The sequence below is a fragment of the Pseudomonas sp. Mn2068 genome (assembly GCF_049319725.1).
Lineage (GTDB): Bacteria > Pseudomonadota > Gammaproteobacteria > Pseudomonadales > Pseudomonadaceae > Aquipseudomonas > Aquipseudomonas gingeri.
Window position 1 is genome coordinate 492,612 of the sequence record NZ_JBMOUG010000001.1, and the last position, 23,775, is coordinate 516,386.

General features: G+C 63.9%; 20 protein-coding genes. 13 read left to right on the forward strand and 7 right to left on the reverse strand.

From position 1 onward, the window contains the following. Positions 1–176 precede the first annotated feature (176 nt). Positions 177–3,743, reverse strand: a complete 3,567-nt coding sequence (locus tag ACL9RJ_RS02245) for a hypothetical protein (protein WP_422764819.1) — start codon at positions 3,741–3,743, stop codon at positions 177–179. Positions 3,744–4,100: 357 nt separating this feature from the next. Then, a complete protein-coding gene (locus ACL9RJ_RS02250) occupies positions 4,101–6,893 on the reverse strand; it encodes an ATP-binding protein (RefSeq protein ID WP_422764820.1) in 2,793 nt (930 codons plus the stop codon). Between ACL9RJ_RS02250 and ACL9RJ_RS02255 the strand changes: the two genes are divergently transcribed. Continuing rightward, positions 6,892–7,041 carry a hypothetical protein gene (locus tag ACL9RJ_RS02255; protein WP_158683262.1) on the forward strand — a complete coding sequence of 50 codons (150 nt, stop codon included), beginning with the start codon at positions 6,892–6,894 and terminating at the stop codon, positions 7,039–7,041. The genes ACL9RJ_RS02250 and ACL9RJ_RS02255 overlap by 2 nt on opposite strands. Before the next feature lie 702 nt (positions 7,042–7,743). On the opposite strand, the gene ACL9RJ_RS02260 is transcribed toward ACL9RJ_RS02255, so the two are convergent. After that, complete coding sequence (locus ACL9RJ_RS02260) at positions 7,744–8,715, reverse strand: alpha/beta hydrolase (protein WP_017128402.1); 972 nt, start codon at positions 8,713–8,715, stop codon at positions 7,744–7,746. A 325-nt stretch (positions 8,716–9,040) separates the two neighbouring features. Beyond that, positions 9,041–10,825: a M24 family metallopeptidase gene (locus tag ACL9RJ_RS02265; RefSeq protein WP_422764935.1), complete on the reverse strand. Its 1,785-nt coding sequence runs from the start codon at positions 10,823–10,825 to the stop codon at positions 9,041–9,043. On the opposite strand from ACL9RJ_RS02265, the gene ACL9RJ_RS02270 reads away from it, so the two are divergent. Continuing rightward, positions 10,826–12,313: a PLP-dependent aminotransferase family protein gene (locus ACL9RJ_RS02270; protein ID WP_178992362.1), complete on the forward strand. Its 1,488-nt coding sequence runs from the start codon at positions 10,826–10,828 to the stop codon at positions 12,311–12,313. A 61-nt stretch (positions 12,314–12,374) separates the two neighbouring features. Here the strand turns inward: ACL9RJ_RS02270 and ACL9RJ_RS02275 are convergent, their stop codons facing one another. Together ACL9RJ_RS02275 and ACL9RJ_RS02280 are read right to left on the reverse strand one after the other, a co-directional pair. Then, the gene (locus ACL9RJ_RS02275; RefSeq protein ID WP_103032922.1) at positions 12,375–12,677 is read right to left on the reverse strand and encodes a DUF2388 domain-containing protein; all 303 of its coding nucleotides are present in this window, start codon (positions 12,675–12,677) and stop codon (positions 12,375–12,377) included. Positions 12,678–12,769: 92 nt separating this feature from the next. Continuing rightward, positions 12,770–13,384, reverse strand: coding sequence for a TetR/AcrR family transcriptional regulator (locus tag ACL9RJ_RS02280; RefSeq protein WP_017128398.1), 615 nt, complete (start codon positions 13,382–13,384; stop codon positions 12,770–12,772). Positions 13,385–13,527: 143 nt separating this feature from the next. Here ACL9RJ_RS02280 and ACL9RJ_RS02285 point away from each other — a divergent pair, with 143 nt between their 5' ends. The 6 genes from ACL9RJ_RS02285 to ACL9RJ_RS02310 all read left to right on the forward strand — a co-directional run bounded on the left by ACL9RJ_RS02285 (position 13,528) and on the right by ACL9RJ_RS02310 (position 16,731). Next, positions 13,528–13,968, forward strand: coding sequence for a hotdog fold domain-containing protein (locus tag ACL9RJ_RS02285; RefSeq protein WP_017128397.1), 441 nt, complete (start codon positions 13,528–13,530; stop codon positions 13,966–13,968). A gap of 103 nt (positions 13,969–14,071) precedes the next feature. Beyond that, a complete protein-coding gene (locus ACL9RJ_RS02290) occupies positions 14,072–14,491 on the forward strand; it encodes a DUF2946 domain-containing protein (RefSeq protein WP_177108902.1) in 420 nt (139 codons plus the stop codon). A gap of 119 nt (positions 14,492–14,610) precedes the next feature. Further along, positions 14,611–15,216, forward strand: a complete 606-nt coding sequence (locus ACL9RJ_RS02295; RefSeq protein WP_042936414.1) for an SCO family protein — start codon at positions 14,611–14,613, stop codon at positions 15,214–15,216. A gap of 29 nt (positions 15,217–15,245) precedes the next feature. After that, positions 15,246–15,710, forward strand: coding sequence for a copper chaperone PCu(A)C (locus tag ACL9RJ_RS02300; protein ID WP_042936412.1), 465 nt, complete (start codon positions 15,246–15,248; stop codon positions 15,708–15,710). A 273-nt stretch (positions 15,711–15,983) separates the two neighbouring features. After that, on the forward strand, positions 15,984–16,184 hold the full coding sequence (locus ACL9RJ_RS02305) for a YbdD/YjiX family protein (protein ID WP_017128393.1): 201 nt from the start codon (positions 15,984–15,986) through the stop codon (positions 16,182–16,184). Positions 16,185–16,212: 28 nt separating this feature from the next. Beyond that, positions 16,213–16,731, forward strand: a complete 519-nt coding sequence (locus ACL9RJ_RS02310) for a cytochrome P460 family protein (protein ID WP_422764821.1) — start codon at positions 16,213–16,215, stop codon at positions 16,729–16,731. Between the two features lie 449 nt (positions 16,732–17,180). Here the strand turns inward: ACL9RJ_RS02310 and ACL9RJ_RS02315 are convergent, their stop codons facing one another. After that, positions 17,181–17,453 (reverse strand): hypothetical protein, encoded by a 273-nt coding sequence (locus ACL9RJ_RS02315; protein WP_422764822.1) that lies wholly within the window; start codon positions 17,451–17,453, stop codon positions 17,181–17,183. On the opposite strand from ACL9RJ_RS02315, the gene ACL9RJ_RS02320 reads away from it, so the two are divergent. Genes ACL9RJ_RS02320 through xylB form a run of 5 tightly spaced genes read left to right on the forward strand, consistent with a single transcriptional unit; the run spans position 17,452 to position 23,581 of the window. Then, positions 17,452–18,996, forward strand: coding sequence for a sugar ABC transporter ATP-binding protein (locus ACL9RJ_RS02320; protein WP_042936410.1), 1,545 nt, complete (start codon positions 17,452–17,454; stop codon positions 18,994–18,996). The genes ACL9RJ_RS02315 and ACL9RJ_RS02320 overlap by 2 nt on opposite strands. 55 nt (positions 18,997–19,051) lie before the next feature. Further along, positions 19,052–20,038, forward strand: a complete 987-nt coding sequence (locus tag ACL9RJ_RS02325) for an ABC transporter permease subunit (RefSeq protein ID WP_017128390.1) — start codon at positions 19,052–19,054, stop codon at positions 20,036–20,038. Between the two features lie 57 nt (positions 20,039–20,095). After that, entirely contained in the window at positions 20,096–21,037 is a 942-nt protein-coding gene (locus ACL9RJ_RS02330) for an ABC transporter substrate-binding protein (protein WP_422764823.1), read from the forward strand. 26 nt (positions 21,038–21,063) lie between these two features. Then, entirely contained in the window at positions 21,064–22,062 is a 999-nt protein-coding gene (locus tag ACL9RJ_RS02335; RefSeq protein WP_212811158.1) for a LacI family DNA-binding transcriptional regulator, read from the forward strand. Positions 22,063–22,090: 28 nt separating this feature from the next. Further along, entirely contained in the window at positions 22,091–23,581 is a 1,491-nt protein-coding gene (gene xylB, locus ACL9RJ_RS02340) for a xylulokinase (RefSeq protein ID WP_212811157.1), read from the forward strand. Positions 23,582–23,775 lie beyond the last annotated feature (194 nt).

The window sequence follows — 23,775 nt, forward strand, 5'->3', positions numbered from 1 at the left end:
GGAGCTGGCTCGCCAGCGAAGAGGCCATCAGCCTCGCTACACATCACGCCTACACATGATTGCTGCAAACCCACAAGGTGTGTGTCGTACGCAGAAATCCTGTTCGACACGGCCTCTGTGGGAGCTGGCTTGCCAGCGAAGAGGCCATCAGCCTCGCTACACATCACTGACCTGAATCAGCTCCCCAGCGGCTTGTCGACATCGTGATAGGTACCATAGCCGTCGGTGGTCCGCCAGATCACCTTGTGATCGTCATCGATCCACTCCGAGTCGCGGGTCGAGTACTTGAAGTCCTCCGAGCGCCGGTTGTTGCCATCGCCGATATAGTCCGGGTGATAGGGCTTGTCCTTGATCGTCGAGTGATGGGCCCATTCTTCCCCACGGAAATCGAACACGCTCTGGTTGGTCGGCGCATCGCGCTGGCCCCAGTCCGACAGGTAGGTCTGCAACCAGACATAGGCATCGTCGCCGCCAGGCTTGAGCAGGCCGTCATCCTTGAAGTCCTTGATCTGGTCCCAGTTCTGCATCGACAGCTTGTGCAACTTGTGTTCCTTGATCGAACCGAGGATCACCCCCACCAGCGACAGCGCGCCGCTGAACAGGAAACCGGCCGGCCCGAGCCCGCCGATCACCCGCCCGACCGTGCCGAACAGACCGGTCACCCCGGCAATCGAACCCACCAGGCCACTGACACCGCCGGCCACGCCGAGGGCGCCCTGGGCGATCTTGATATCGTCCTTCTCGCGCACGCCGTCGCGAATGGTCAGGGCCCCGCTGGTAATGCCGAGCACGCTGCCGACCACGTCCGCCGTGGCCCCGATGATCTTGATCGCGCTGCCGGCGATACGCTGCCAGCGTGCCGGCTCCTTGATATTGATGCCGCGCTTCTCCACGCCGCTGATAATGCCGTCCCTGACCTTGTCGATATTGTCGTCGCTGAACAGCCCAGCCCCCTTGTTCAGCGCCTTGCCGGCATTCTTGGCGTCGCCATCGAGCATCGAATTGTCGATGGTGTCGAAGATCTTCGACTGGATGTCCTCGCGCTTGAGGTGATCCTTGAGCTTCTCGGCCGCCGCGGCCTTCTGTTCCGGGGTCAGGGCACTGGTGGTGCCGTCGATGCCCGGAACATCGCTGGTCTTGGGTTTCCAGATATCCGGCAGGGACTTGTCCAGGCCGAGCATCTGGCTGGCTTCGGTGCCCGTTAGCTTGTCGTAGATGTTGCCGCCGAGCTTGGCGAAATGGCTGCCGGTACCGAGGAAGCCGATGAAGTCACCGGCTATCGCCAGCCGCTGTTGCGGCGTGGCGCCCAGGGTATCGCCCTTGATCAGTTGGTAGACTGCGCGGGCGCCGCTGATAGTGCCGCCGATGGAGCCGAGGATACCGGCACTGTTGAGGGTGCCCAGGTGTTCGCGAAAGGCCGACTTCTTCGTCGCATCCATCGGCGAGTTGTCGACCACCTTGCTGATGTCCTCGGTGGTGATCTTGCCGTTCTTCTGCCAGATGTCCCCCAGCTCGGTGGCCGCCTTGCCGAAATCACGGGCCGAGTCCTTGTCCTTGAGCAGGACTTCCTGGACGAACTTCTCGTAGGTGTTGAGGCCGTTGCGCGGGATATCCACGCCGGTGGTCTTGAGCACGCTGATGGTGGTCAGCGCGACGTCGCGGGTCGCCTGTGCCGTGGCCTCGTCGGAAATCAGGCTGGGGTCCTTCATCAGCTTGTCGATTTCCAGGGTATAACTGTCGACCTGCAGGTCCTTGAGGAACTGATCGGCCCTGGCCGGATCGGTGTCCGCCAGGCCCTGGTAGGCCGAACGGATTTCCTCGCCGGCCAGTTCCGTCTTGCCGTCCTTCTGCAGGTCGGAGATGTAGTTGATGAAGTTCTCCGACGAGGTGCTGTCGATCAGCTTCTGACGGGTTTCGTCGACCTTGGCCTGGCCACCGTCGACCTTGCCCAGGGCCGCGTCGTGATGGGACTTGAGGTCGGCCTGGATGCCCTGATCGGTGAGCAGGGTGGCGATCTGTTCGTCGATGGCCTTGACGTCGAAAATATTCTCGCGCACGTCGCGCGAGGTGACACCGATGGCGTCCTGGGCATTGCCGAAGTTGCCGAAGCCATGTTCGGGAATGATCGACATGCCGTTGTCGGCCATGTTCTTGGCATCCAGCGCACGGATGAACTTGGCGCGAGGGTCGTCCTTGCCGATGCTGCCGTCTTTCATGCCGGCCCGGTAATCGTCCACCAGGCTCTTCATGGTCAGGTCCTGCACCGACAGCGGGTTGCCGTCGTCGCCTTTCTCGGTGGTTGCCAGGCCGTCGACGGTGACGTCCTTGAGCGGCGGCAGGCCATGGTCGGTGCGCAACTTGTCGATATCGGTGGTCTGTGCGGCGATATCGTCGCGATAGCCCGAGATCTGGTCAAACATCTGCGGGTTGCTTTCCTGGGATACGACGATCTTCTGCTCGTCGGCGCCGGGCTTGTGGTAGGTGAAGGCGATCAGCCCGGGACCGTAATCACCGGCACCGCCGACGCTCATGATGTCCTCGGTGGACGGCAGGTAGTCGTCGGGGCCGGCGAGGGTGTAGCCGTCGCCCCTGGCCTTCTCGATACCCGCCAGGGTCTGGCCCTTCTCGCTGTACTGGGTAAAGCGGCTGGGGGTGATGTCCTTGCTGACGGTGACGACCTTGTCATCGTTGAGGGTGACCTTGAGCACGCCGTCCGCCGGACTTTCCACTGTCTTGATATCGGTGAGCTTCGCGGCGTCGCCGTCTTCACGCACCAGCCCCTGGTTCGGATCGGCCAGCGCGCCCTTGATCAGGTCGCCGGCCGGCGTGCCTTCGGTGGCGGCCAGGCCGTGCAGCAGGTTGTAGTCGGCCGGGTTCGCCGCGCCGCTCATCATGTACTTGTGCCCGGCATCCTCGAAGAAGATCACGCCGGTCTCGGGGTCCTGGGAGTCGACCTTCAAGTGGTCGCCCTTGAAGTCGCCCGGCAGGCTGCTGATTTCCTCGTAGCCCTTGGCCTTGCCTTCGGCCAGGGTGTCCTTGACCTTGCCGATGGCCGTGTAGGTCTCGAAGGCATCGGGGGTGATGCCTTCGGCCACCACCTGCACCCGGCCGTCCTTGAGAGTGACCTCCAGGACGCCCTCGGCAGCGGGCTCCACCGCTTCGATCGCGTCGAAGCCGATCCCGGCCTCGTCCTTGCGCAGCAGTTGCTTGTCGGGATCGGAGAAGCTTTCGGCGATGGCCTTGTAGGCCGGTGTGCCCTGGGCGGCGTTGACGGTGTGCAGGAAGTCGTAGAGCTGGGTGCCGTGGTCCGGGCCCTGGCCGGGGCGTTCGGTGACGGCATGGCCGAAACGCAGGTTGTCGGTGATGTCGTAGCCGCCCTGGGCCTCTGCCGCGGCGGACTGGCTGATCCTGTACTTGTTGCCCTCATGTTCGAAGTAGATCACCCCGGCCGTGGCGTCCTCGGAAACGATCTTCAGTTTGCTGAAATCCAGGGGCTCGGGCAGGGCGGTAATGTCCGTGTACTGTTTGGCCTGTTCGTCACTGAGCTTTTCCGTGGCCGGTTTGCCCGGCGCCGGCTTGTGCTCGGCGGCGAGGACTTTGAAGTGCTTCTGCGGACCTTCGTCCGGGGCCTCGCCGGCGTTGCGTGCCAGGTTCTTGACCTTGTCGACCAGGCTGTCGAAGACACTGGGGGTTCTTGAGGAGGATTCGGCGGGAACCGTCGAGGGCTTGTCGAGTTTGATCATGGCGAAGTCCGTGCTAGAGAGGTCCGAGGCAGTTGGCGTTCCAGAAGGGGGCTTCTGGTCGGGGGCGCACAGTCGGCCCACGGCAAGGCCTGGCGGTAGTCCGCGGGGTTGCTGCTCCTGGGCGCAGGCGTGCTGCTTCGGCGATGGTAGGTGCTGGAGGGGCCGGCGGGCGGGTTTCTTGGCAACTTCTCACAACGTTTCACGGCTGTGAAATACGTCTGTCAAGAAACCCTGGGCGCAGGGCGGATGAAGGGAGATCCGTGGTGGCTTCTTCGCGGGCAAGCCCGCTCCCACAGGCCGTCCGCGATTAACTTGTGGGAGCGGGCTTACCCGCGAAAGGGCCCTTGAGGTCAGGCCTCAGTAATTGGCCAGGCGCAGACGCGGTTCGTCGAGTTGCGCCAGGTCGAGATTGATCCGCGCGATCCAGAACCGCGCGCCCTGCCGGGTCGCCTCGGCGAGCGCCTGGTACAGCAACGAATGGGCCAGGGCGTTGGCGGTGGCGCTGTTCTGCGCCGCGCACAGGCGGGCCTTGAGCCGTAGCAGTTCCGGTAAATACCAGCGCTCGTGACGCCCCTGGGTCAATTGCAGGGTTTCCTCCAGCACTTCGAGCCCGGCGTTGCCCAGGCCGATGGCTGCCAGGCCAAGGGCGTATTCGCCCTGGAAAAAGCTGAACAACGGGCTGTCCGCCTGCAGGCGCAGCAAGCGCAGTGCTTCGCCGAGCTGGCGCACACCGCGTTCCGGGTGGTCCTGGCGAATCAGCAGGACGCTTTCGAAACAGTCGCCGAACAGCCGCCAGATATGCAGGTCGTGCTGGGTCGTGCTGTCCTGCAGCAGGCTCAGGTAGCAGGCGGCGCTGGGCAGGTTGTCGGTCAGCAGGGCAATCGGCAGGGTGCTCATGCAGAGGGTGTACCAGAGCGTCGCCGGATGATTGAGTTTCAAGGCCTTTTCGACATTGCTGTCGATGGTGAACAACGCCTCGTCGACCTGGCCCTCGAGCAGCGAGACGTTGGCCTTCAGGCAATAAGCGGCGATGCGCTGGTCGAAGTGCGCTTCGATGACGTCCGAATGCGAGGCGCAGGGCGCACTGATCGCCTCGTCGATATTCTGCCGCGCACCGGGCAGGTCGGCCATGTAGAACAACGCCGTGGCGCGCATGCGCTTGCCCAGCAACGGATAGTCGACGACCCGCTCCTGTTCCGCCAGCAGGTTGTAGCGTTCCGCCAGCTCCAGCGCCTCGCGGTACTGGTTGGCGGCGCAGCGATCGGACCACAATCCCCACAGGGCCTTGAGCTTGTGCTCGGTGTCGCCGAGGACCAGGGCGTCCTCGCGCACCCGCCGCCAGGCCTCGCGCACCGGTTCGCCGGCGCCGTAGGTGAGCATCAGCACAGTGGCCAGCGCGGTCATCAGTTGCATCCGGCGACGAATCGCCAGGTCGTCGGCCCCGGCGTTTTCTGCCAGGCCGCGCTCAACCTGGCCCCGACACTCATTGAGCAGGCCCAGGCGCAACCACAGGGGCACCGCCACCAGCGTGATTTCAACGGCCAGCAGGTGCTCGGCGGCGCCGTGGGCCCAGTCGAGGGCACTGCGCAACGCGTTGATTTCCGGACCGTACAGGGCAATCCAGGCGGCGGGCGAAAGGCTATCGAGCTTCTGCCCGGCCTCGGCCAGCAGTTGCCGGGTAAAGAGCGCGTGGCGCTTGTGCACCTGCCCGGCCTCGTCATGTTCGGCAAGCTTCTCCAACGCGTAGACCCGCGTGGTTTCCAGCAGGCGGTAACGCTTGACGGCTTCATCTTCGCGGGCGCTGAGCAGGGATTTGTCCATCAGGCTTTCCAGCAGCGGCAGGGCGTTGTGCGCTTCCAGTCCTTGCTGGCCGATCACCGCCCGCACCGCCGCGAGGGTGAAGGCGCCGGTAAACACGGCCAGTTGCCGCAACATGCCTTGTTCGGCCGCGCTGAGAATCGAATAGGTCCAGTCCAGCGCGGCACTGAGGCTGCGGTGGCGGGGCATGGCGGTGCGGCGGCCGGTCATCAGCAGGCGGAAACTGCCGTCGAGCAGGTTCACCAGGTCCGGGATGCCAAAGGCCCGGACCCGCGCGGCGGCGATCTCGATCGCCAGCGGGCTGCTGTCGAGTTTGCGGCAGATGGCGCACACCGCCGCGACGTCGGCATCGTTGAGGACGAAGCCGGGATCGTGGGCCTGGACCCGCTCGACAAACAGTTGGATCGCCGGGTAGGCCAGGGCCTGCGCGGCATTCAGGTCGCTGTCCGGCGCCGGCAGCGGCAGCGAGTCGAGAACCTGCACCGATTCCCCGGTAGCCCGCAGGGGCTCGCGGCTGGTGGTCAGCACGCAGCAGTGGGGCGCCTGGCGCAACAGTAGTTCGATCAGCCCGGCAACGGTTTCCAGGACGTGCTCGCAGTTGTCGAAGACCAGCAACAGGCGACTGCTGTTCAGGGCACTGACCACGCCCTGCAGCGGGTCCTCGGCCATCGCGTTGAGGTGCAGGGCCGAGGCCAGCATGCCGGGAATCAGGTGCGGCGCGGTCACCGGCGCCAGGTCGATGAAGCAGCTGCCCTGGGGGAACTCGTCGGCCAGGGCATTGGCTACGGCCAGGGCGACGGTGGTCTTGCCGATGCCGCCGGGGCCGGTCAGGGTCACGAAACGCCGGCTGACCACCTGGGCGCAGAGCTCGCGGATCATCTCGTCGCGACCGATGACCGGCGTCATCAACCCGGGCAGTTCGGATTTCACTTCCGATTTCGCTTCGACCACTGTGGGACTGTCGTCGACGCCGGTGTGCCGGCTGCCGCCATACTGGGTAATGGGCGCGACAAACCGATACCCGCGACCCGGCACCGTCGAGATATAGCCGAAGTTGCCGTCATCGCCGAGGGCGCGCCGCAGGGCGACGATCTGTGCTCGCAGGTTGCATTCCTCGACGACCATCTTCGGCCAGGCGAACGCGATCAGCTCGGTCTTCTCCAGCAACTCTCCCGCTCGCTCGACCATGGCGATCAGCAAGGCCAGGGCCCGGCTGCCCAGGGTGACCGGCTCGCCATCTTTCAACAGCAGATGCTGTCGCGCCAGCAAGGTGAAGGGACCGAAACAGATCGCTCCTTGCTGTTGCACGTGGCTGAGGGGAATGACGTCCATGTTTACAGGGCTGCTGTTGCTCAACTTCATGTGGGCACCGTTTATTGAGTTTTTCGGCAATCAGGCGCTTGCCTTTGTTGGTACTTGGCATGGTGTACAGGGCGCAGGACACGCCCAAGAGTCAGCTCAGCAGGCTTCATTTATATGAATGTGTTCATGCTACGCAGGCGCATGGAGCCGCTGAGGCGGATCGATCGGCTAGACGGGCGGACGGCCCGACGAAGGCGAATCGTTGCCGCAGGATCGGCGCGGCAGGCGGGGTGGAGAGGCCACAAACCTGCGAGAGGCGGGCGGCTGCAACAAGGAAACGGACAGGTGGCGTATTACTGGAATCAGTGTGCTCATCGTCTTACCCTCCATGGGCGGATCCAGTTCGTCGAGGCCGGTTTTCGACCTTTGCCGGGGCAGTGCCAGGGTGGCAACAACGGGATCGCCGTGAGATGTTGGACCATTAGGAGTCATGATCAACACCTTCGTTCCGCACAATCAATCGGCTTTTCCAGTTCTGCTGAAGCAGTCGGCCGAGGGCTTGCAACGGAGTTTTTTGTTTGGGTTGGAAGAAAGCAGGTTGTGTGCCATTGCGTAAAAACATGTATCAAAAAAGTAACAATATGAAATTTAAAGTAATAGTTTCACGGGTGTGAAGCGTTGAATATTTTTTCGTTCGGGAGTCCGAATCGAACAAATGATTCGTGTTCGGAAAACCGACTGCCTGATGGACAACAACCTTCGAAAACGGTTGCCAGGCCGACCGGCGGCCCGCGGAACAAGATGTCGGGTTTGTGAGCCGTGTCTCATTCGGATTCGCGGGTCGCAGGCAGCAACCGATCAGGCGAGCGGTTTTTTCAGCTCAGGGGAACACCTTCAATTCCTGGAAATTGCGTCCGACAAAGGTCAGCATATTTTCCGAACCACTGGTCCAGAAGTCGTAGTTGTGCTCACCGGGACGGGTCGAGAAGCGATTGGGCACCCCCAGCTTGTTCATTTCCGCATGCAGGACGCTGTTGCCGGTGAAGAACCGGTCGTCGGTGCCGCAGTCCAGGTAGTAGCGGGTCTTCCTGATGTCCTCGACCGGCAGGGTCTTGAGCAGGTTCAGCGCGTTGTAGGCCAGGTAGTGCGGGTTGATGCGTGCCTGGCCTTGCAGACCGACGCCCCAGCCATGGCCGTAGCGCCGTTCGTAACCGGCGGTGTCCATGTCGATGATCTGCTCGTCGGTGCGTAGCGCCGCACTCATCACGGCGACGGCACCAAAGCTGTCGGGATGCTTGAAGGCATAGATCAGCGAGCCGAAGCCACCCATGGACAGGCCGCCGATGGCGCGGAAGCGTTTCTCCTTGAGCACCCGGTATTTCTTCTCGATATCGGGCATGAACTCGTTGAAGAACATGTCCTCCCAGCGAAACTGCCCGTCGGCGTCGTTCATGTAGAAGGTGGCGTACTGGTTGGCCTCGTTGCGCAAGGCATCCGGGGTGACCACGATCATTGCCGGGATCTTGCCCGCGCGGATCAGCCGATCCAGCAGGTTGCCCAGGTTGTCCTGCATGAACCAGTCGTTGTAGCGCCCGTCATCGCCGCCGTGCAGCAGGTAGAGGATCGGGTAGGAACGCGTCGACTGCTGGTAGTCCGGTGGCAGGTAGACGGTGTATTTGACGTCCTTGGAAAGGATCTTGCTCTTGATCGATGAGGTGTCATCGATGGTGCCCATGTCCGCTCGGGCCGGTGCGATACCGCACAGCAGCAACAGGCTCAGGAGCAGGCCGGCCAGTACGGCCTTGGCCGGTGTCCGGGGGCGGGAGTTTTCGTCGAACCACGCAAGTTGCATAACACGCTCTCCGTTCAAGGGGATGATGGCAACGATGGGTTTCGTGCCGCTGGCAGGGGTCGCAGGTTCCACGCCAGTGTCGGATCGCGCTGTGGGGATAAACGATGTCGGTGCCGCGTTCGGTCAATCAGCGAAGCCCCCGGGCGGCCAGCGGGCGGCAGGGAGTGGGCGAAGGCTTGCCGGGCCGTTCCGGCATTCGGTCAGGTCGCCGGCCACGACAGGCCGGGCAGGGCACCGGCAATACGCCGGCGTTGCCCGGAGCTGCGCCATTGTGTAGCAAGGTAGCAGCCCTTGGCTTCGACGGCTCCGGGCCGCATCCCGTCGCTCAAGCCACGGCACGACCTGTGGCGGCGTCCCTGGCCGCACCGGGCTGGCCGATCAGCAGGTCTTCGAAGAAGCCGCCAACCGGTTCGGTGGGATGGCTCAGCTGGATTTCCAGGACCCAGACCATTTCGCTGGGGACGATCTCGATATCCGCCAGGTTGGCCGGGCCGTGCAAGGCATGGGGAAAGTCGGACAACCGATGGCCGGCGATATTGCGTTCCAGCACCCAGCCCCTGGCGGCCGCGCTGGCTTCGGCGAAGTCATACAGGCCGCGACCGCTGAGGCCATTGCACCAGGCCTCGCGGCTCTCCTCGAAGACCTCGTGCAAGGCTTGCACGCAGGCCTGGTGCAACGGGTGCTCACCGAAGACAAAGGTGTCGCCGTAGTCGCCTTCGTAACCGTCCCAGACCGGACCGAGGTCGACCACGGCGATATCGCTCGCTTGCAGGCGGCGTTGCAGGTCGACGCCCTTGCGCGGGACATGCACGGTGTCCGGACCAAAACGCACGTAGGTCGGGTGCCAGGTATGGGAGGCGCCCATGGCCTGCAGGTGCTGGTTGGCCATTTCCAGGGCTTCGGCGGTGGTCATGCCGACCCTGAGCTTGCTGGCGATCTGCGCCAGGGCCCGCATCGACTGTGCACGGGCGGCGAGCATACCGTCCAGCGAGTAACGCGGGCCGACCTTTTCCCAGACCGGGTCCAGCGGCTTGAGCAGGCGGACATTGCCCAGGCTGCCGCTGGTCACGAAGGCCTCGGCGACAAAACGCTGCTCCGGCAAGCCGGCGGCCAGGCACTGTCCGCGCACGTCGGCGATCATCCGGCTGTTGCCGCAGGCGTAGACCTGGGCGTCCGCCCAGCGATGGGGGTGCTGCAGGGCCACTTCCTGCAAGCGGGCCTGCGTCGACAGTACCGGGAACCAGCGCAGCCGCGGCTGGGCGGCACAGGCGGCATCGAGGAATTCCCGATCATAGAAGTCCGCCACTTGGGCACCGCCCCAGTACAGGCTGACGTCGGCACCTTCGGCCAGGGCCATCAGCAGCAGTGGCTTGATCCCGGCGTAGCCTGTGCCGGTGGCGAACAGCAGCACCGGGCGTGCACCGTCGGGTTGCCAGGTACAGGCGCCGAACGGGCCTTCCAGGTTCAAGCGCTGGCCGCCTTGCAAGGCCTCGAGGATACCCTCGGAAAACACCCCGCCGGGCACCCGGCGAATATGGAAGACCAGTCGGCCCTGATCCAGTTGCGGCAGGTTGGCCACGGAAAAGCAGCGGCTGTCGCCGTCGGCCAGGCGGAACTTGAAATACTGGCCGGCCCGCACCTGCAGATCGTCGGTTTCGGGCTGCAGCACCAATTCGACGATATCGTCGCTCAGTGCCCGCTTGCCGGCGACCACGGCACTGATTTCCAGGGTCGGCGTGTCCAGCGACCAGCCAGGGATCGCCAGGCGCATATCGGCACAGGCATGGCTCTGGCACAGCAGCATTTCATCCGCGGCCAGCGGGTAGGAGGGCGCCGGGTCGTTCGCACCGAGCACCTTGCCCCGGTGCTGGCCGTCGAGCACCTTGACCTTGCAGGAGCCGCAGGCACCACGGCGGCAGGAGAACGGCACCGGCAAGCCGCTGGCGAGCATGGCATCGAGCAGCAACTCGTCGCCGGCACTGAAGGTTTTGCCCGAAGGCGACAGCTCGATGACATGGCGATGTTCGTTCATAAGGACCTCGACGCGGATAAGGTCCTCATTGTTGCGATAGACTAGGACCATGAGAACCTCCAGTTTTGGATAATTCAGATGGTCCAGCTACGCAAATGGCGCCCCTTGCTCAACCTCGATGCCAGCCAGGGCCAGGCGTCCTACCGCAAGATTGTCGAAGGCCTGGTCACGGCGATCCGCGAGGGGCGGCTGGCCCCCGGCAGCCTGTTGCCGGGCACCCGGGAAATGGCGCAACTGCTCGACGTCAACCGCAAGACAGTGATCCTCGCCTATGAGGAGGCCATCACCAAGGGCTGGCTGGTCAGCGAGACGCGCCGGGGCACTTTCGTCAACACGCAGCTGGAAACCCCGCCGTCGAGTCGCGACGTGCCGCAGGATTTCGTCCCGCGCCTGCTCTCGGAGCCGACGGTGCCGTACCTGACCCCGGGCCCGCGGGACAGGGCGATGCAACGGTTGCCCGAGGCCCTGTTCTTCGACAATGGCGCCTCCGATCATCGATTGCTGCCCCAGGCGGTGCTGCATCGCTATTATCGCAATGCGCTACGCGACACCTTTACCTCCAACACCGTACGCCATGGCAGCGAGGGCACCGGTTACCTGTTGCGCGCGGCATTGGCCGATATGCTGCGCAACAATCGCGGCCTGTCGGTGACGGCGGAGAATATCTGCCTGACCCAGGGTGTGCAGATGTCGCTGTACCTGGCGGCCAGTGCATTGATCAAGCCGGGTGACGTGGTAGTGGTGGAGCGCCTGAGTTATCCGCCGGCCTGGGCGATCTTCCGGGCCCTGGGGGCACGACTGGTCACCGTCGATATCGACGACGAAGGCTGCCAGGTCGAGCAGCTCGACGGCCTGTGCCAACTGCACCGGGTCCGGATGATCTACCTGACACCCCATCACCAGTTCCCGACCACGGTCAGCCTGCGCGCCGAGCGTCGACAGAAGCTGCTGGCCCTGGCCCAGCGCCACGATTTCTGTGTGATCGAGGAAGACTACGATCATGAGTACCATTTCGAGGGCCGGCCCTACCTGCCGCTCGCCAGCGATACCCGGCAACGCCATGTGATCTATATCGGTTCGCTGTCCAAGCCCCTGGGCTCGACCTTTCGCTGCAGCTACGTGGTGGCGCCGGTCAATGTGATCGAGGTGCTCAACCGCAGCGCCACCCTGATCCTGTCCCAGGGCGATGCGGTGATGCAGAAGATGCTCGCCGACCTGATCAATGACGGCGAACTGAAGAAGCACCTGCGACGGGTCTCGAAGACCTATCGTCAGCGCCGCGAAACCTTGCAGGAATGCCTGGTGGCAGCGTTTGGCGAGCGTATCGCCATCCGTAAACCGGAAGGCGGGCTGGCGCTGTGGGTCGGTTTTGACAAGAGCCTTGATGTCGACCGGCTGGTGGTGGATGCCCTGGAACACAACCTGGTGGTGCGCAGCGGTCGCCTGTTTTCACCGATGGACCAGCCGGAGAATGCCTTGCGCCTGGGGTTCGCCTCGTTGGACCAGGATGAAATCCACCGGGCCGTGCAACGCCTGGCGCAGGCTGGCAGGGGGGCGTCGGGATGACCGCGCCGAAACCAGGCCCTGGCCGCCGCTCCACAGGAAGGGCGGCCAGATCACCTCAAGGTCAAGGTTGCAGCAGGATCGCTTCGGCCAGGTCCTGGTCACTGGCCCGCAGGCCCGGATGTTCCTGGCGGATCTGCTTCAGGGCCGCTTCCAGGTAGGCACCGCGAATCGCGCCGCCGCTGGCAATGAAGCTGGAGGCGTCATCGTGGGAAGGCGCCACCATCTTCTTGTCCTTCTTGAAGGTGGAATAGAGCGAGGCGGACACCCCGGCCGAGGTCGCCACATCGCCCGCATCGACCCCGGCCACGGCATAGCCGGCGGGGAGCAAGAGGGCAACGGAAAGAACCAGCACTGCGCTACGCATGATCCTGCACTCCTGAAAAGAGGGAGGTTTCCCTCAGTAGAGCGTAGTTGCTGGCCACTGGCGGGGGTTGCCCGCTTATCGGACACGGCCCGTCAGGGTTGCAGGGATTTCCAGGCGGCCTCGGCCAGTTCACTGCGGTAGGTTCGCGGGGAGCTCTGCACGCGCCCGGCCAGCCAGGCCCGACAGTAGTTCTCCGCCGGGCCGACAATCAGCGACAGCAGCAGCTCCCTCGGCACGCCGCTGACCTCATCCGCGTCGCGGGTGGCGCCCAGCCAGTCGCGCAATTGCCGGTTGCGGGCCTTGTTGCGGGTAGCCAGCTCCTCGGCGAAAGGGCCCTTGCTCACGACAAAGCGTGCCTGGAACTGAAAACGCGCCCACTGCGGCTGTTCGTCGACCCAGTCCACATAGCTGTAGACCAGTCCCTGCAGCACTTCCTTCAGTGTCCGGGCCTCGGCCAGGAAGGTTTCGCGCAGCCGCGCCTGGTCTTCCAGCGCGGTGAAGAACAGCGCGGCCACCAGTCCTTCCTTGTTGCCGAAATGGTGGTAGATCGCACCCACGCTGGTATCGCAGGCGGCACGGATGGTTTCGATGGTGCTGGCTTCGATGCCCTGTTCGTTGAAGCACGACAGGGCCTGGCGCAGGATCGCCCGTTTCAGTTCGGCCCTGCGGCCCGGGTAGCAGCGTTCCAGCAGATCGGGGTTTTCCATGGGCAATAACCTGACCGTTCGCAAAGGGGCCCCTGGGCCCGGTTCAAGAATGGCCTAGCTTGACAGTTTTTCCGCTAACAGAATATTGTTCTTTTACAGAATATTATTCTGTAAAGCCATTCGCCCACCAAGAAGGTCACAAAATGAGCCAGTTCCTGAGCATGTTCACCGCTGCCGGTCCGGAAAAATTCAGCCAGATGGCCTGTCAGATGGCACCGTACTTCAGCACCATCAATCCCCTGATCAGCGAGTTGCGTGCCGGACATTCGGTGGTGCAGGTGCCGTTCCGCCGGGAAATCACCAACCACCTGGGCACGGTCCACGCCATTGCCCTGTGCAACGCCGCCGAACTGGCGGCTGGGGTGATGACCGATGTGTCGATTCCCGAAGGCGCGCGCTGGATTCCCAAGGGCATGAGCGTCGAATACCTGGCCAAGGCCAAGACTGACGTGCGCACTGTCGCCGACGGCAGCGCGGTGGACTGGCAAACGCCGGGGGACAAGGTGGTGGCCGTCGAGACGTTCGACGAGGCGGGCGTGAAGGTGTTTGCCGCGCAGATCACCATGAACGTCAAGCTGGCCTGAGCCTGTCGCGGTGTCGAAGGGCACATGGGCACTGCCCGTGCTCATGTGCCATTTTGTCGCACCAACCGACGCAGGCCGGGTGACAGTGTTAAATTGCCTGCCCATGACCTCCTTTCTTCCCCATCGAACCTTCAGGCGCCACGCCGGAGCCTGGCTGAGCCTGCTCGCCATGCTGCTGGTGTTCGCCGGGCCGTTGATCGGGCAGGGGGCGGGCCAGGCCCATGGCCCGCAGGCGGACCTGAGCGATATCTGCGGCGATCTGCCAGAGGGCTACGTCGCCGGCGCCGACCTGGCGTCCCAACGCAGTACCGATCCGGCCCCCCACCATATCCAGCTCTGGGAAAAGTGCGGCTACTGCTCGCTGCTGTTCCAGCATCCGGCGCTGGCTGACTCCCATGCCGCCCTGGGTTACCTGGGCATCCGACCGATCAGCTTCCCGGCCCTGACATTCACTGCGCAACAGGCCGCCGCGCCGATCTTTCCAGGCTCCCGCTCCCGGGCGCCACCGCAGTTGCGCGCCTGACCTTCATTGCCAATCGCTGTCGGCGCCCGACCTCGAACGCTCCTCGCCGGAGTTCCCGGGTCACGACAGCTTGCGTTGCATACCTGCGTTACAAAAAGGCTACCTAGAGGGCCCTTTACATGAATGAGTTACTGACTCGCCGCCAGGTCGTTGCCGGCCTCGGGCTCCTGAGTCTCGGATTGCTGGCCGGTTGCGACAGCTCGCCCAAACTGTCGTACAAGTACGGCAAGGACCTGAGCGACGAAATCCTCGGGCGCAAGTTCAAGCTCAAGGACACCCAGGGCAACGTCACCATGCTCGGCAGCTTCGGCGGGATGATGCCGATGATCTTCTTCGGCTTCACCCAGTGTCCCGCCGTGTGTCCCACGGCACTGGCCCGTGCCGCCCGCGCCAAGAAACTGATGGGCCCCGATGGCGACCGCTTGCAGGTGGTGTTCATCACCGTCGATCCGGAGCGCGACACCCCCCAGGTGCTCGACGCCTACGTCAAGGCCTTCGACCCGAGCTTCGTCGCCCTGTACGGCACCCTGGAGGAAACCGCGCAGACGGCCAAGGAGTTCAAGGTGTTCTACGAGAAGATCCCTGCGGGCTCGACCTACACCATGTCCCATACCGCTACCAGCTTTGTCTACGACACCCGCGGCCAACTGCGCCTGGGGCTGTCGCCGTCGTTGTCGGCCCAGCAATGCGCGGACGATCTGCTCACGGTCATGTCAGTCTGCTGACCGACTCTAGAATCATTCGAGATATTGAAATGAACTCTTTGAAATATATTGCTTTTTCCATTCTTGGAACGCTCAGCCTGCACGCTTCCGCGCAGACCCTGGTGGAAGATGCCTGGGTCCGTGCCACGGTGCCGGGACAACCTTCCACCGGTGCGTTCATGCGCATTACCTCGACCGAGGGCGGCAAGTTGCTCGAGGCCAGGTCGCCAGTGGCCAAGACCGTGCAGATCCATGAATCCAAGATGCAGAACGACATCATGAGCATGGAGCCGGTGGACTCGGTAGCGCTGCCGGCCGGCAAGGCGGTCAGCATCGACCCCGAGGGCTATCACGTGATGTTGATCGACCTGGTCGGGCAGGTGAAGGAGGGCGACAGTGTCCCGCTGACCCTGGTGGTGGAGAACGCCAAGGGGGTCAAGGAGTCGGTCGAGGTCAAGGCCACCGCCCGTGCGCTCAACGAAATGCCCATGCATGATCATGGTGATATGCACTGAGGCTTTCTGCCCTGTGGGAGCCGGCTTGCCGGCGAAGAGGCCCTAGGGTCTTGCGGCGTCTATCCCGGCGCTTTCGCCGGCAAGCCGGCTCCCACAACTGAATCGCCCCTCGTCGCGTTCATGTTGTATCACAGTGTGTACAGATAACCCTTTGATACACCATGCAACTTATCGGGCGATCCGGGACACTTCCCGGATACATTCCCGCGCTTAACTGCTCCCGTTCAAGGCCCCGAGTTTCCTCGGGCTTTCCCGTCATGCGGAGTGCAGTCCATGTTCAAACAAGCCCAAGCCAGCCTGCGGACCCTGCGCCAGATCGCGCGCTCGATGGTCGGCGTGCCGGATTACGATGCCTATGTCGCCCTGATGGCGAGCCGACACCCGGAACAGCCGGTGATGAGCTACGAGGTGTTTTTCCGCGAGCGCCAGGAAGCGCGCTACAACAGCCGCAAGTGCACGACACGTTGCTGCTGAAACGGCCGGGCAAACGGGAAACGATGATATGAAATGGCTTTATGCAGGTTTGTTGGGCGCTGGCATGGCGTTGTCGGTGGGTATCGTGCTGGCGACGCCGGGTTCGTCCGGTGAGGCCGCCCAGAAAAATGCCTCGCCCATCTATGGCGTGACCATCCCTGACGGCTATCGCCAGTGGGAGCTGGTGGCACCGTCGCTGCAAGGTCCGCCGCTGAACGAACTGCGCGTGATACTCGGCAACCCCACGGCGCTCAAGGCCTACCGGGCGAACGATACCTTGCCGTTTCCGGACGGCACCGTGCTCGCCAAGCTGGCCTGGAAGCATATGCAATCGGCGGAAGCCGCGGCTGCCCTGGTGCCGGGAGAGGCGACCACGGTGCAATTCATGGTCAAGGACTCGAAGAAATATGCCAGCACCGGCGGCTGGGGTTTTGGCCGTTTCATCAACGGCAAGCCGGCGGACGTGACCCAGCATGAAACCTGCTTTGCCTGCCATCAGGCGCTGGTAAAGGACCGGGACTACGTCTTCACCCGACTGGCCCGGTAACGCTTCCGATCTTGTGACGCGGAGCGTCACTGGCTGCATTCCCACGCAGAGCGTGGGAACGATCGGCGCCTGCTCTCCATCGATCGCTCCCACGCTCCGCGTCCGCCTCCCTGACGAGGAGCCCCAGCCCGTCCAACGCCCCTCAGCAAAAAAAACCTGATCGATCGTTCCCACGCTCCGCATGGGAATGCCTCCCCGGACGCTCCGCGTCCGCCCCCTGACACGGAGCCCCAGCCCCTGCGCAACGGCCTTCAGCAAAAAATCCCTGACCGATCGTTCCCACGCTCCGCGTGTGAATGCCTCCCCGGACGCTCCGCGTCCGCCTCCCTGACGCCAAGCCCCAGCCCCTGCGCAACGGCCTTCAGCAAAAAATCCCTGATCGATCGTTCCCACGCTCCGCGTGGGAATGCCGCCCAGGACGCTCCGCGTCCGCTTCCCTGACACGGAGCTCAAGCCTGTACGTAACGGTCTTCAGCAAAAAATCCCATGATGAAACGTTTAACCTTTGATGAAATCGCCTGCGCAAGCGCTTGCGTAAACAATTTTATCTGATTACATTTTATTTCAATCAGGTCAGCCAGGGCACGTTCCCCGGTATGGCTCAGGTATAAAAATAAAAATTCCGGGTGTAAAAATGGATCTCTTGCTGGGTCAGGTATTACGCTTTTTTTGCCGTTCTCCTCAGCCGCCCGCGCTGACCGCTGCCGCGAGGGCCTGTCCATGAGCCCCGCCGCAATCCCTGTTCCGCTGCTCGAAATGCATGGTATCTCCAAGACCTTCAACGGCCTGCGCGTACTGAAAAACGTCGGCCTGAAAGTCTATGCCGGGGAAATCCACGCGCTGATGGGGGAGAACGGTGCCGGCAAGTCGACGCTGATGAAGATCCTCTCCGGCGCCTACCAGGCCGATGCCGGCGGTGAAATCCGCATCGGCGGCCAGGTCATCGCCAGCTTCGACCCGAGCACGGCCAAGATCCATGGCATTGCCGTGATCTACCAGGAACTGAGCCTGTGCCCGAACCTGAGCGTGGCCGAGAACATCTATCTCGGCCGCGAGCTGCGCCACGGCTGGACCATCGACCGCAAGGCAATGGAAGCCGGTTGCGTCGAAGTGCTGGCGCGCCTCGGGGCCGAGTTCAAGGCCGCGACCCTGGTCAGCAGCTTGTCCATCGCCGAACGCCAACTGGTGGAAATCGCCCGGGCCCTGCATGCCCACGCCCGGATCCTGGTGATGGACGAACCGACCACGCCGCTGTCCTCCCGGGAAACCGACCGCCTGTTCGCGCTGATCAAGCAATTGCGCGAACAGGGCCTCGCAATCATCTATATCAGCCATCGCATGGCCGAAATCTACGAACTGTCGGACCGCGTCTCGGTGCTGCGTGACGGCGAGTACGTCGGCATGCTGGAGCGCGACGGGCTGTCGGCGGAAACCCTGGTCAAGATGATGGTCGGTCGCGACCTGTCGGGTTTCTACAAGAAGGAGCACGCGGCCTACGCCCCCGGAGACGTGGTCATGCGGGTGCGCGACATGGCGGACGGCAAGCGCGTGCAGCCATGCAGCTTCGACCTGCATGCCGGCGAGGTGCTGGGGATTGCCGGACTGGTGGGGGCAGGGCGCACCGAACTGGCCCGGCTGATCTTCGCCGCCGATCCACGCCTTACCGGCACCCTCGAAGTCGCGGGACGGCCGGTAACGCCCTTGCGCCACCCGACGGATGCGATCCGTGCCGGCGTGGTCTACCTCACCGAGGACCGCAAGGCCCAGGGCCTGTTCCTCGACATGAGCGTGAACGACAACATCAATGTCTGTGCCTGCGTCCCCGATGCCCATGCCGGTGGCGTGCTCGACCGCGCCAGCGCGGCACGGCGCGCGGTGGCCGCGATCAAGTCGCTGTCGATCCGGGTCGCCTCGGGCAAGGTCAGTGTCGGCGCCCTGTCCGGCGGCAACCAGCAGAAGGTACTGCTGGCGCGCCTGCTGGAGGTCAAGCCCCATGTGCTGATCCTCGACGAGCCCACCCGTGGCGTGGATATCGGCTCGAAATCGGAGATCTACCGGATCATCAACGAACTGGCCAAGGCCGGCGTCGGCATCCTGGTGATCTCCAGCGAACTGCCGGAAATCATCGGCACCTGTGACCGCGTGATGATCATGCGTGAAGGCCGGCTGGTGGCCGAAGTGGGCGGCACGTCGGGTCGGGAAATATCCCAGGAAGCCATTATCGAACTGGCCACCGGTGGCGAGCAGGTGGCCGCCCATGGCTGACTCCGGCAATCCGCAACGGCCCATCCCTCAACAGAAACCCGTGGAGACGAACACTATGGCGCTGACCGTAGGCAATCCGCTGCAAACGATCGGCAAGGGGGAGCGCATGCGTGAACTGATGCGCACGGTGGGCATGCTGCCGGTACTGATCCTGCTGCTGGTGGGTTTCGCCCTGGCCAGCGAAAACTTCATGACCGTGCAGAACCTGTCGATCATCACCCAGCAGGCCTCGGTCAATGTGGTGCTGGCCGCCGGCATGACCTTTGTCATCCTGACCGCCGGCATCGACCTGTCGGTGGGCTCGATTCTCGCCGCTTCGGCGGTGGTGGCCCTGCAGGCCTCGTTGTCGCCGCAGTTCGGCATGCTCGGGATCCTCGCCGGGGTCGGCTGCGGCCTGTTGCTGGGGCTGGTCAACGGCGGGTTGATCGCCTTCATGCGCCTGCCGCCATTCATCGTCACCCTCGGTGCCCTGACCGCCATGCGTGGCCTGGCCCGGCTGCTGGCCGACGACAAGACCGTGTTCAACCCCGACCTGCCATTCGCCTTTATCGGCAACGACTCGATCCTCGGCGTGCCCTGGCTGGTGGTGATCGCGGTTTGCGTGGTCGGGCTGTCGTGGTTCATCCTGCGCCGCACCGTGATCGGCGTGCAGATCTATTCAGTCGGCGGCAACCCCGAAGCGGCCCGGCTATCCGGGATCAAGGTGTGGAAAGTGCTGCTGTTCGTCTATGCACTCTCCGGCGCCCTGGCGGGACTGGGCGCGGTGATGAGCGCCTCGCGCCTGTTCGCCGCCAACGGCCTGCAACTGGGGCAATCCTACGAACTCGATGCGATTGCCGCGGTGATCCTCGGCGGCACCAGCTTTACCGGCGGCGTCGGCACCATCGGCGGCACCCTGATCGGTGCGCTGATCATCGCCGTGCTGACCAATGGCCTGGTGCTGCTCGGCGTCTCCGATATCTGGCAGTACATCATCAAGGGCATCGTCATCATCGGCGCGGTGGCCCTGGATCGCTATCGCCAGTCCGGGGCCCGTACCTGACCTGCCTCACGAATATCGACGTACAGACGCTTCAACAATAATCACAAGAGAGCAATCATGAACTTCAAACGCATGTTTCCCGCTGTCCTGTCCCTGAGCCTGGCCGCGTTGCTGTCCCAGGGCGCCTGTGCCCGTGAACTGAAATCGGTGGGCATCAGCCTGGGTTCGCTCGGCAATCCATACTTCGTGACCCTGGCCGACGGTGCCAAGGCCCGGGCGCTGGAGCTGAACCCGAATGTCAAGGTCACCTCGGTCTCGGCCGACTATGACCTGAGCAAGCAATTCACCCAGATCGACAACTTCATCTCCGCCGGCGTCGACCTGATCCTGCTGAACGCGGTCGATCCGGCGGCCATCGAGTCGGCCATCAAGAAAGCCCGCAAGGCCGGGATAGTCGTGGTCGCCGTGGACGTCAACGCCCGGGGTGTGAATGCCACGGTGCAGACCGACAACGTCGAGGCCGGCAAGCTGGCCTGCCAGTTCATCGTCGACAAGCTGGCCGGCAAGGGCAATGTGATCATCCAGAACGGCCCGCAGGTAACGGCGGTCACCGACCGCGTCAGTGGCTGCAAGGCCGCGCTGGCCGCGGCACCGGGGATCAAGGTGCTGTCCGATGACCAGGACGGCAAGGGCTCCCGTGAAGGCGGCCTGAACGCCATGCAGGGCTACCTGACGCGCTTCCCGAAAATCGACGGTCTGTTCGCCATCAATGACCCGCAGGCCATCGGCAGCGACCTGGCCGCCAGGCAACTGAAGCGCAGCGGCATCATCATCACCTCGGTGGACGGCGCGCCGGATATCGAGAACGCGCTGAAGACCGAGACCTCGATCCAGGCCTCCGCCAGCCAGGATCCCTGGGCCATGGCCCAGACCGCGGTGACTATCGGCAACGATCTGCTCAATGACAAGCCACCGGCCCAGGAAGTGACCCAACTGACGCCGAAGCTGATCACCCGCGAGAATGTAGGTTCCTACACCGGCTGGTCCAGCAAGCATTGAGTCGATAAGGGGAGGGAGGCAGCAACGTGGTGACCATGGATGACGTGGCGAAGATCGCCAGGGTCTCGACCTCGACCGTCTCGCATGTGCTCAACGGCACACGCAAGGTCAGCCCGGCGACGGTGCGGGCGGTCGAACTGGCGATCGAGCAACTGGGCTATATCCCGAACACGCTGGCCCGCTCGCTGGCGCGTTCGCGAACCCATACCATCGGCGTGGCGATCTCGGCGCTGTCCAACCATTACTTCAGCGAAACGGTGCACGCGATTGAAACCGAGTGCGCCAAGCACGGCATCATGATGCTGTTCGTCGATACCCATGACGATCCCGAACAGGAACTGCGGGTGGTCAAGGCGCTGCATCATCGACGGGTCGATGGCATCCTGCTGGCGCCGTCGAGCGGTTCACGGGAACTGGCTCTCAACTACCTGCTGGAAAACGAGATTCCGGCGGTCCTGGTCGACCGCCTGGTCACCGCGGGCTTCGACCAGGTCGGCGTGGAAAACCGGCGCTCGACCGAGGAACTGGTGAGGCACCTGATCGACCATGGACATCGACGCATCGGCTTCATTGCCGGTCGCCCGGGCTTCAGCACCACGGACGAGCGGGTCGAAGGCTACCAGGCGGCGCTGGACAAGGCCGGACTGCCCTTTGATCGCGCCTTGCTGGTCAACGGCGGTTCGGACAGCGAACCGGCGCGCCTGGCCACCGCGCAACTGCTGGCCCTGCAATCGCCACCGACGGCGATCATGGCCGCCAACAACCTGATGACCCTGGGTGCCATGCACGCCTTGCGTGATGCCCAGGTCGAAGTACCCGGACAGATGGCCCTGGTCGGCTTCGACGATTTCGACTGGGCGGACTTCTTCGTCCCGCGCCTGACCCTGATCGCCCAACCGGTCAAGGCCCTCGGGGCCGAGGCCGTCAACCTGTTGCTCAAGCGCATTGAAGCCCCCGAGGCGCAACGGCAGACCGTACACCTGGCCCCGACCCTGCGGATTCGCAACTCATGTGGCTGCCCATAGGCGGCCCGCTGGATGGAAGTGAATGTAGATGAGCAGTCCCGTCTCCCTCGGCATCGACCTCGGCACCTCGGAACTCAAGGCCATCCTGCTGGATGGCGACGGCAGCGTACTGGGCCATGCCGGTGTCCGCCTGACGGTGGCGCGCCGGCAGGGCGGCTGGTCCGAGCAGGACCCGCGGGACTGGTGGCAGGCCTGCCTGGCGGCCCTGGCACAACTGCGCCAGGCCCAGCCCGACGCCTATGGCCGCGTCCGCTGCATCGGCCTGTCGGGACAGATGCATGGCGCGGTGCTGCTGGGCGACGACGACCGCGTGCTGTACCCGGCGATCCTCTGGGATGACTCGCGGGCCATGGCCCAGGCCGAAAGCCTGGGCCGCGACTACCCGGAGTTTGCCGAAGTCACCGGCAGCCTGCCGATGGCCGGCCTGACGGCGCCGAAACTGCTCTGGCTGCAACAACACGAGCCGCGGGTATTCCAGGCGATCGATTGTGTCCTGTCGCCCAAGGACTACCTGCGCCTGTGCCTGAGCGGCGAACGCATCAGCGATGTCTCGGATGCCGCCGGCACCTTGTGGCTGGATGTCGCCCGCCGCGACTGGTACGCGCCGATGCTCCGCGCCACCGGGCTTGAACCGGGGCAGATGCCGCGACTGGTCGAGGGGCCGGCGGCCTGCACCGTACTGAACGCACCGGCGGCGTTGCAGATCGGCTTGCCGGCCGGGTTGGTGATCGCCGGAGGCGGCGGCGACAACCCGGTCTCGGCGGTCGGCATCGGCGCAGTCAACGCGGGCGATGCCTTTGTCACCCTCGGCACCAGCGCCGCCATCGTCGCGATCACCGACCACGCGGCGGGCAATCCCGCCAGTGCGGTCCACAGTTTCTGCCATGCCTTGCCGCAACGCTGGTACACCATGGGCGCGATGCTCGCCGGGGCCAGTTGCCTGCGCTGGGTCACGCGCCTGCTGGGCTTTGCCGATGAGGCCGCGCTGTTGCAGCAGATCCAGGCAACCCTGCCCATGGATCGGCCGGTGCCGCCCGACAACCCGCTGTTCCTGCCTTACCTGGCCGGCGAACGCACGCCCCATGACGACCCGTTGCTGCGCGGCGGCTTCATGGGCCTGGGCCATGACTGCGTGCCGGCGATGCTCGGCTATGCAGTGCTCGAAGGGGTCGGCTTTGGCCTGCTGGATGCGATGAACGCCGTGCTGTCGGCCGGTGCGACCGTGGAGCGTTGCGCGCTGGTCGGGGGTGGGGCACGAAGCGAGTACTGGGCCCAGTTGCTGGCCAATATCCTCGAACGGGAAATATTCACCCTGCAGGGCAGTGAACTCAGCGCCTGCATCGGGGCCGCCAAACTCGGTTTCCTGGCCATAGGGCAGGGCGCCGAACTGTCGCAGGCGGGACTGCCGGTCAAGGCCCGCTACTTCCCCGACGCAGGCCAACGATCGGTCCTGCAGAGCCGTTATCGAAAATTCCGGGGGTTGCTCCCGGCGGCCAAAACACTGCACGGGCAAATGTAACTTTATATTCCCAGGCAGTGAAAATCATGGTTATTATCCACCCGCGCCGAGGGCCACAATCCCTGCCGGCGTAAAGGACTGCCACAGGTCGCCACAGACCGGGCAGTCGCAGCCGATCGGGTCGACCCTAGCGCTGTCATCCCCGCGCAGGTTCGTCGCCAATCGTTGATCCTCCAATGGAATGAGAGGCTTGA

What these genes read in the sequence shown, in the direction of transcription:
- ACL9RJ_RS02305 (WP_017128393.1), top strand. Translation starts at nt 15,984, where the DNA reads ATGTTCAAACAAGCCCAAGCCAGCCTGCGGACCCTGCGCCAGATCGCG.
- ACL9RJ_RS02275 (WP_103032922.1), bottom strand. Translation starts at nt 12,677, where the DNA reads ATGCGTAGCGCAGTGCTGGTTCTTTCCGTTGCCCTCTTGCTCCCCGCC.
- ACL9RJ_RS02325 (WP_017128390.1), top strand. Translation starts at nt 19,052, where the DNA reads ATGGCGCTGACCGTAGGCAATCCGCTGCAAACGATCGGCAAGGGGGAG.
- ACL9RJ_RS02330 (WP_422764823.1), top strand. Translation starts at nt 20,096, where the DNA reads ATGAACTTCAAACGCATGTTTCCCGCTGTCCTGTCCCTGAGCCTGGCC.
- ACL9RJ_RS02310 (WP_422764821.1), top strand. Translation starts at nt 16,213, where the DNA reads ATGAAATGGCTTTATGCAGGTTTGTTGGGCGCTGGCATGGCGTTGTCG.
- ACL9RJ_RS02270 (WP_178992362.1), top strand. Translation starts at nt 10,826, where the DNA reads ATGGTCCAGCTACGCAAATGGCGCCCCTTGCTCAACCTCGATGCCAGC.
- ACL9RJ_RS02280 (WP_017128398.1), bottom strand. Translation starts at nt 13,384, where the DNA reads ATGGAAAACCCCGATCTGCTGGAACGCTGCTACCCGGGCCGCAGGGCC.
- ACL9RJ_RS02320 (WP_042936410.1), top strand. Translation starts at nt 17,452, where the DNA reads ATGAGCCCCGCCGCAATCCCTGTTCCGCTGCTCGAAATGCATGGTATC.
- ACL9RJ_RS02300 (WP_042936412.1), top strand. Translation starts at nt 15,246, where the DNA reads ATGAACTCTTTGAAATATATTGCTTTTTCCATTCTTGGAACGCTCAGC.
- ACL9RJ_RS02250 (WP_422764820.1), bottom strand. Translation starts at nt 6,893, where the DNA reads ATGGACGTCATTCCCCTCAGCCACGTGCAACAGCAAGGAGCGATCTGT.
- ACL9RJ_RS02285 (WP_017128397.1), top strand. Translation starts at nt 13,528, where the DNA reads ATGAGCCAGTTCCTGAGCATGTTCACCGCTGCCGGTCCGGAAAAATTC.
- ACL9RJ_RS02255 (WP_158683262.1), top strand. Translation starts at nt 6,892, where the DNA reads ATGTTTACAGGGCTGCTGTTGCTCAACTTCATGTGGGCACCGTTTATT.
- ACL9RJ_RS02315 (WP_422764822.1), bottom strand. Translation starts at nt 17,453, where the DNA reads ATGGACAGGCCCTCGCGGCAGCGGTCAGCGCGGGCGGCTGAGGAGAAC.
- ACL9RJ_RS02295 (WP_042936414.1), top strand. Translation starts at nt 14,611, where the DNA reads ATGAATGAGTTACTGACTCGCCGCCAGGTCGTTGCCGGCCTCGGGCTC.
- ACL9RJ_RS02245 (WP_422764819.1), bottom strand. Translation starts at nt 3,743, where the DNA reads ATGATCAAACTCGACAAGCCCTCGACGGTTCCCGCCGAATCCTCCTCA.
- ACL9RJ_RS02290 (WP_177108902.1), top strand. Translation starts at nt 14,072, where the DNA reads ATGACCTCCTTTCTTCCCCATCGAACCTTCAGGCGCCACGCCGGAGCC.
- xylB (WP_212811157.1), top strand. Translation starts at nt 22,091, where the DNA reads ATGAGCAGTCCCGTCTCCCTCGGCATCGACCTCGGCACCTCGGAACTC.
- ACL9RJ_RS02260 (WP_017128402.1), bottom strand. Translation starts at nt 8,715, where the DNA reads ATGCAACTTGCGTGGTTCGACGAAAACTCCCGCCCCCGGACACCGGCC.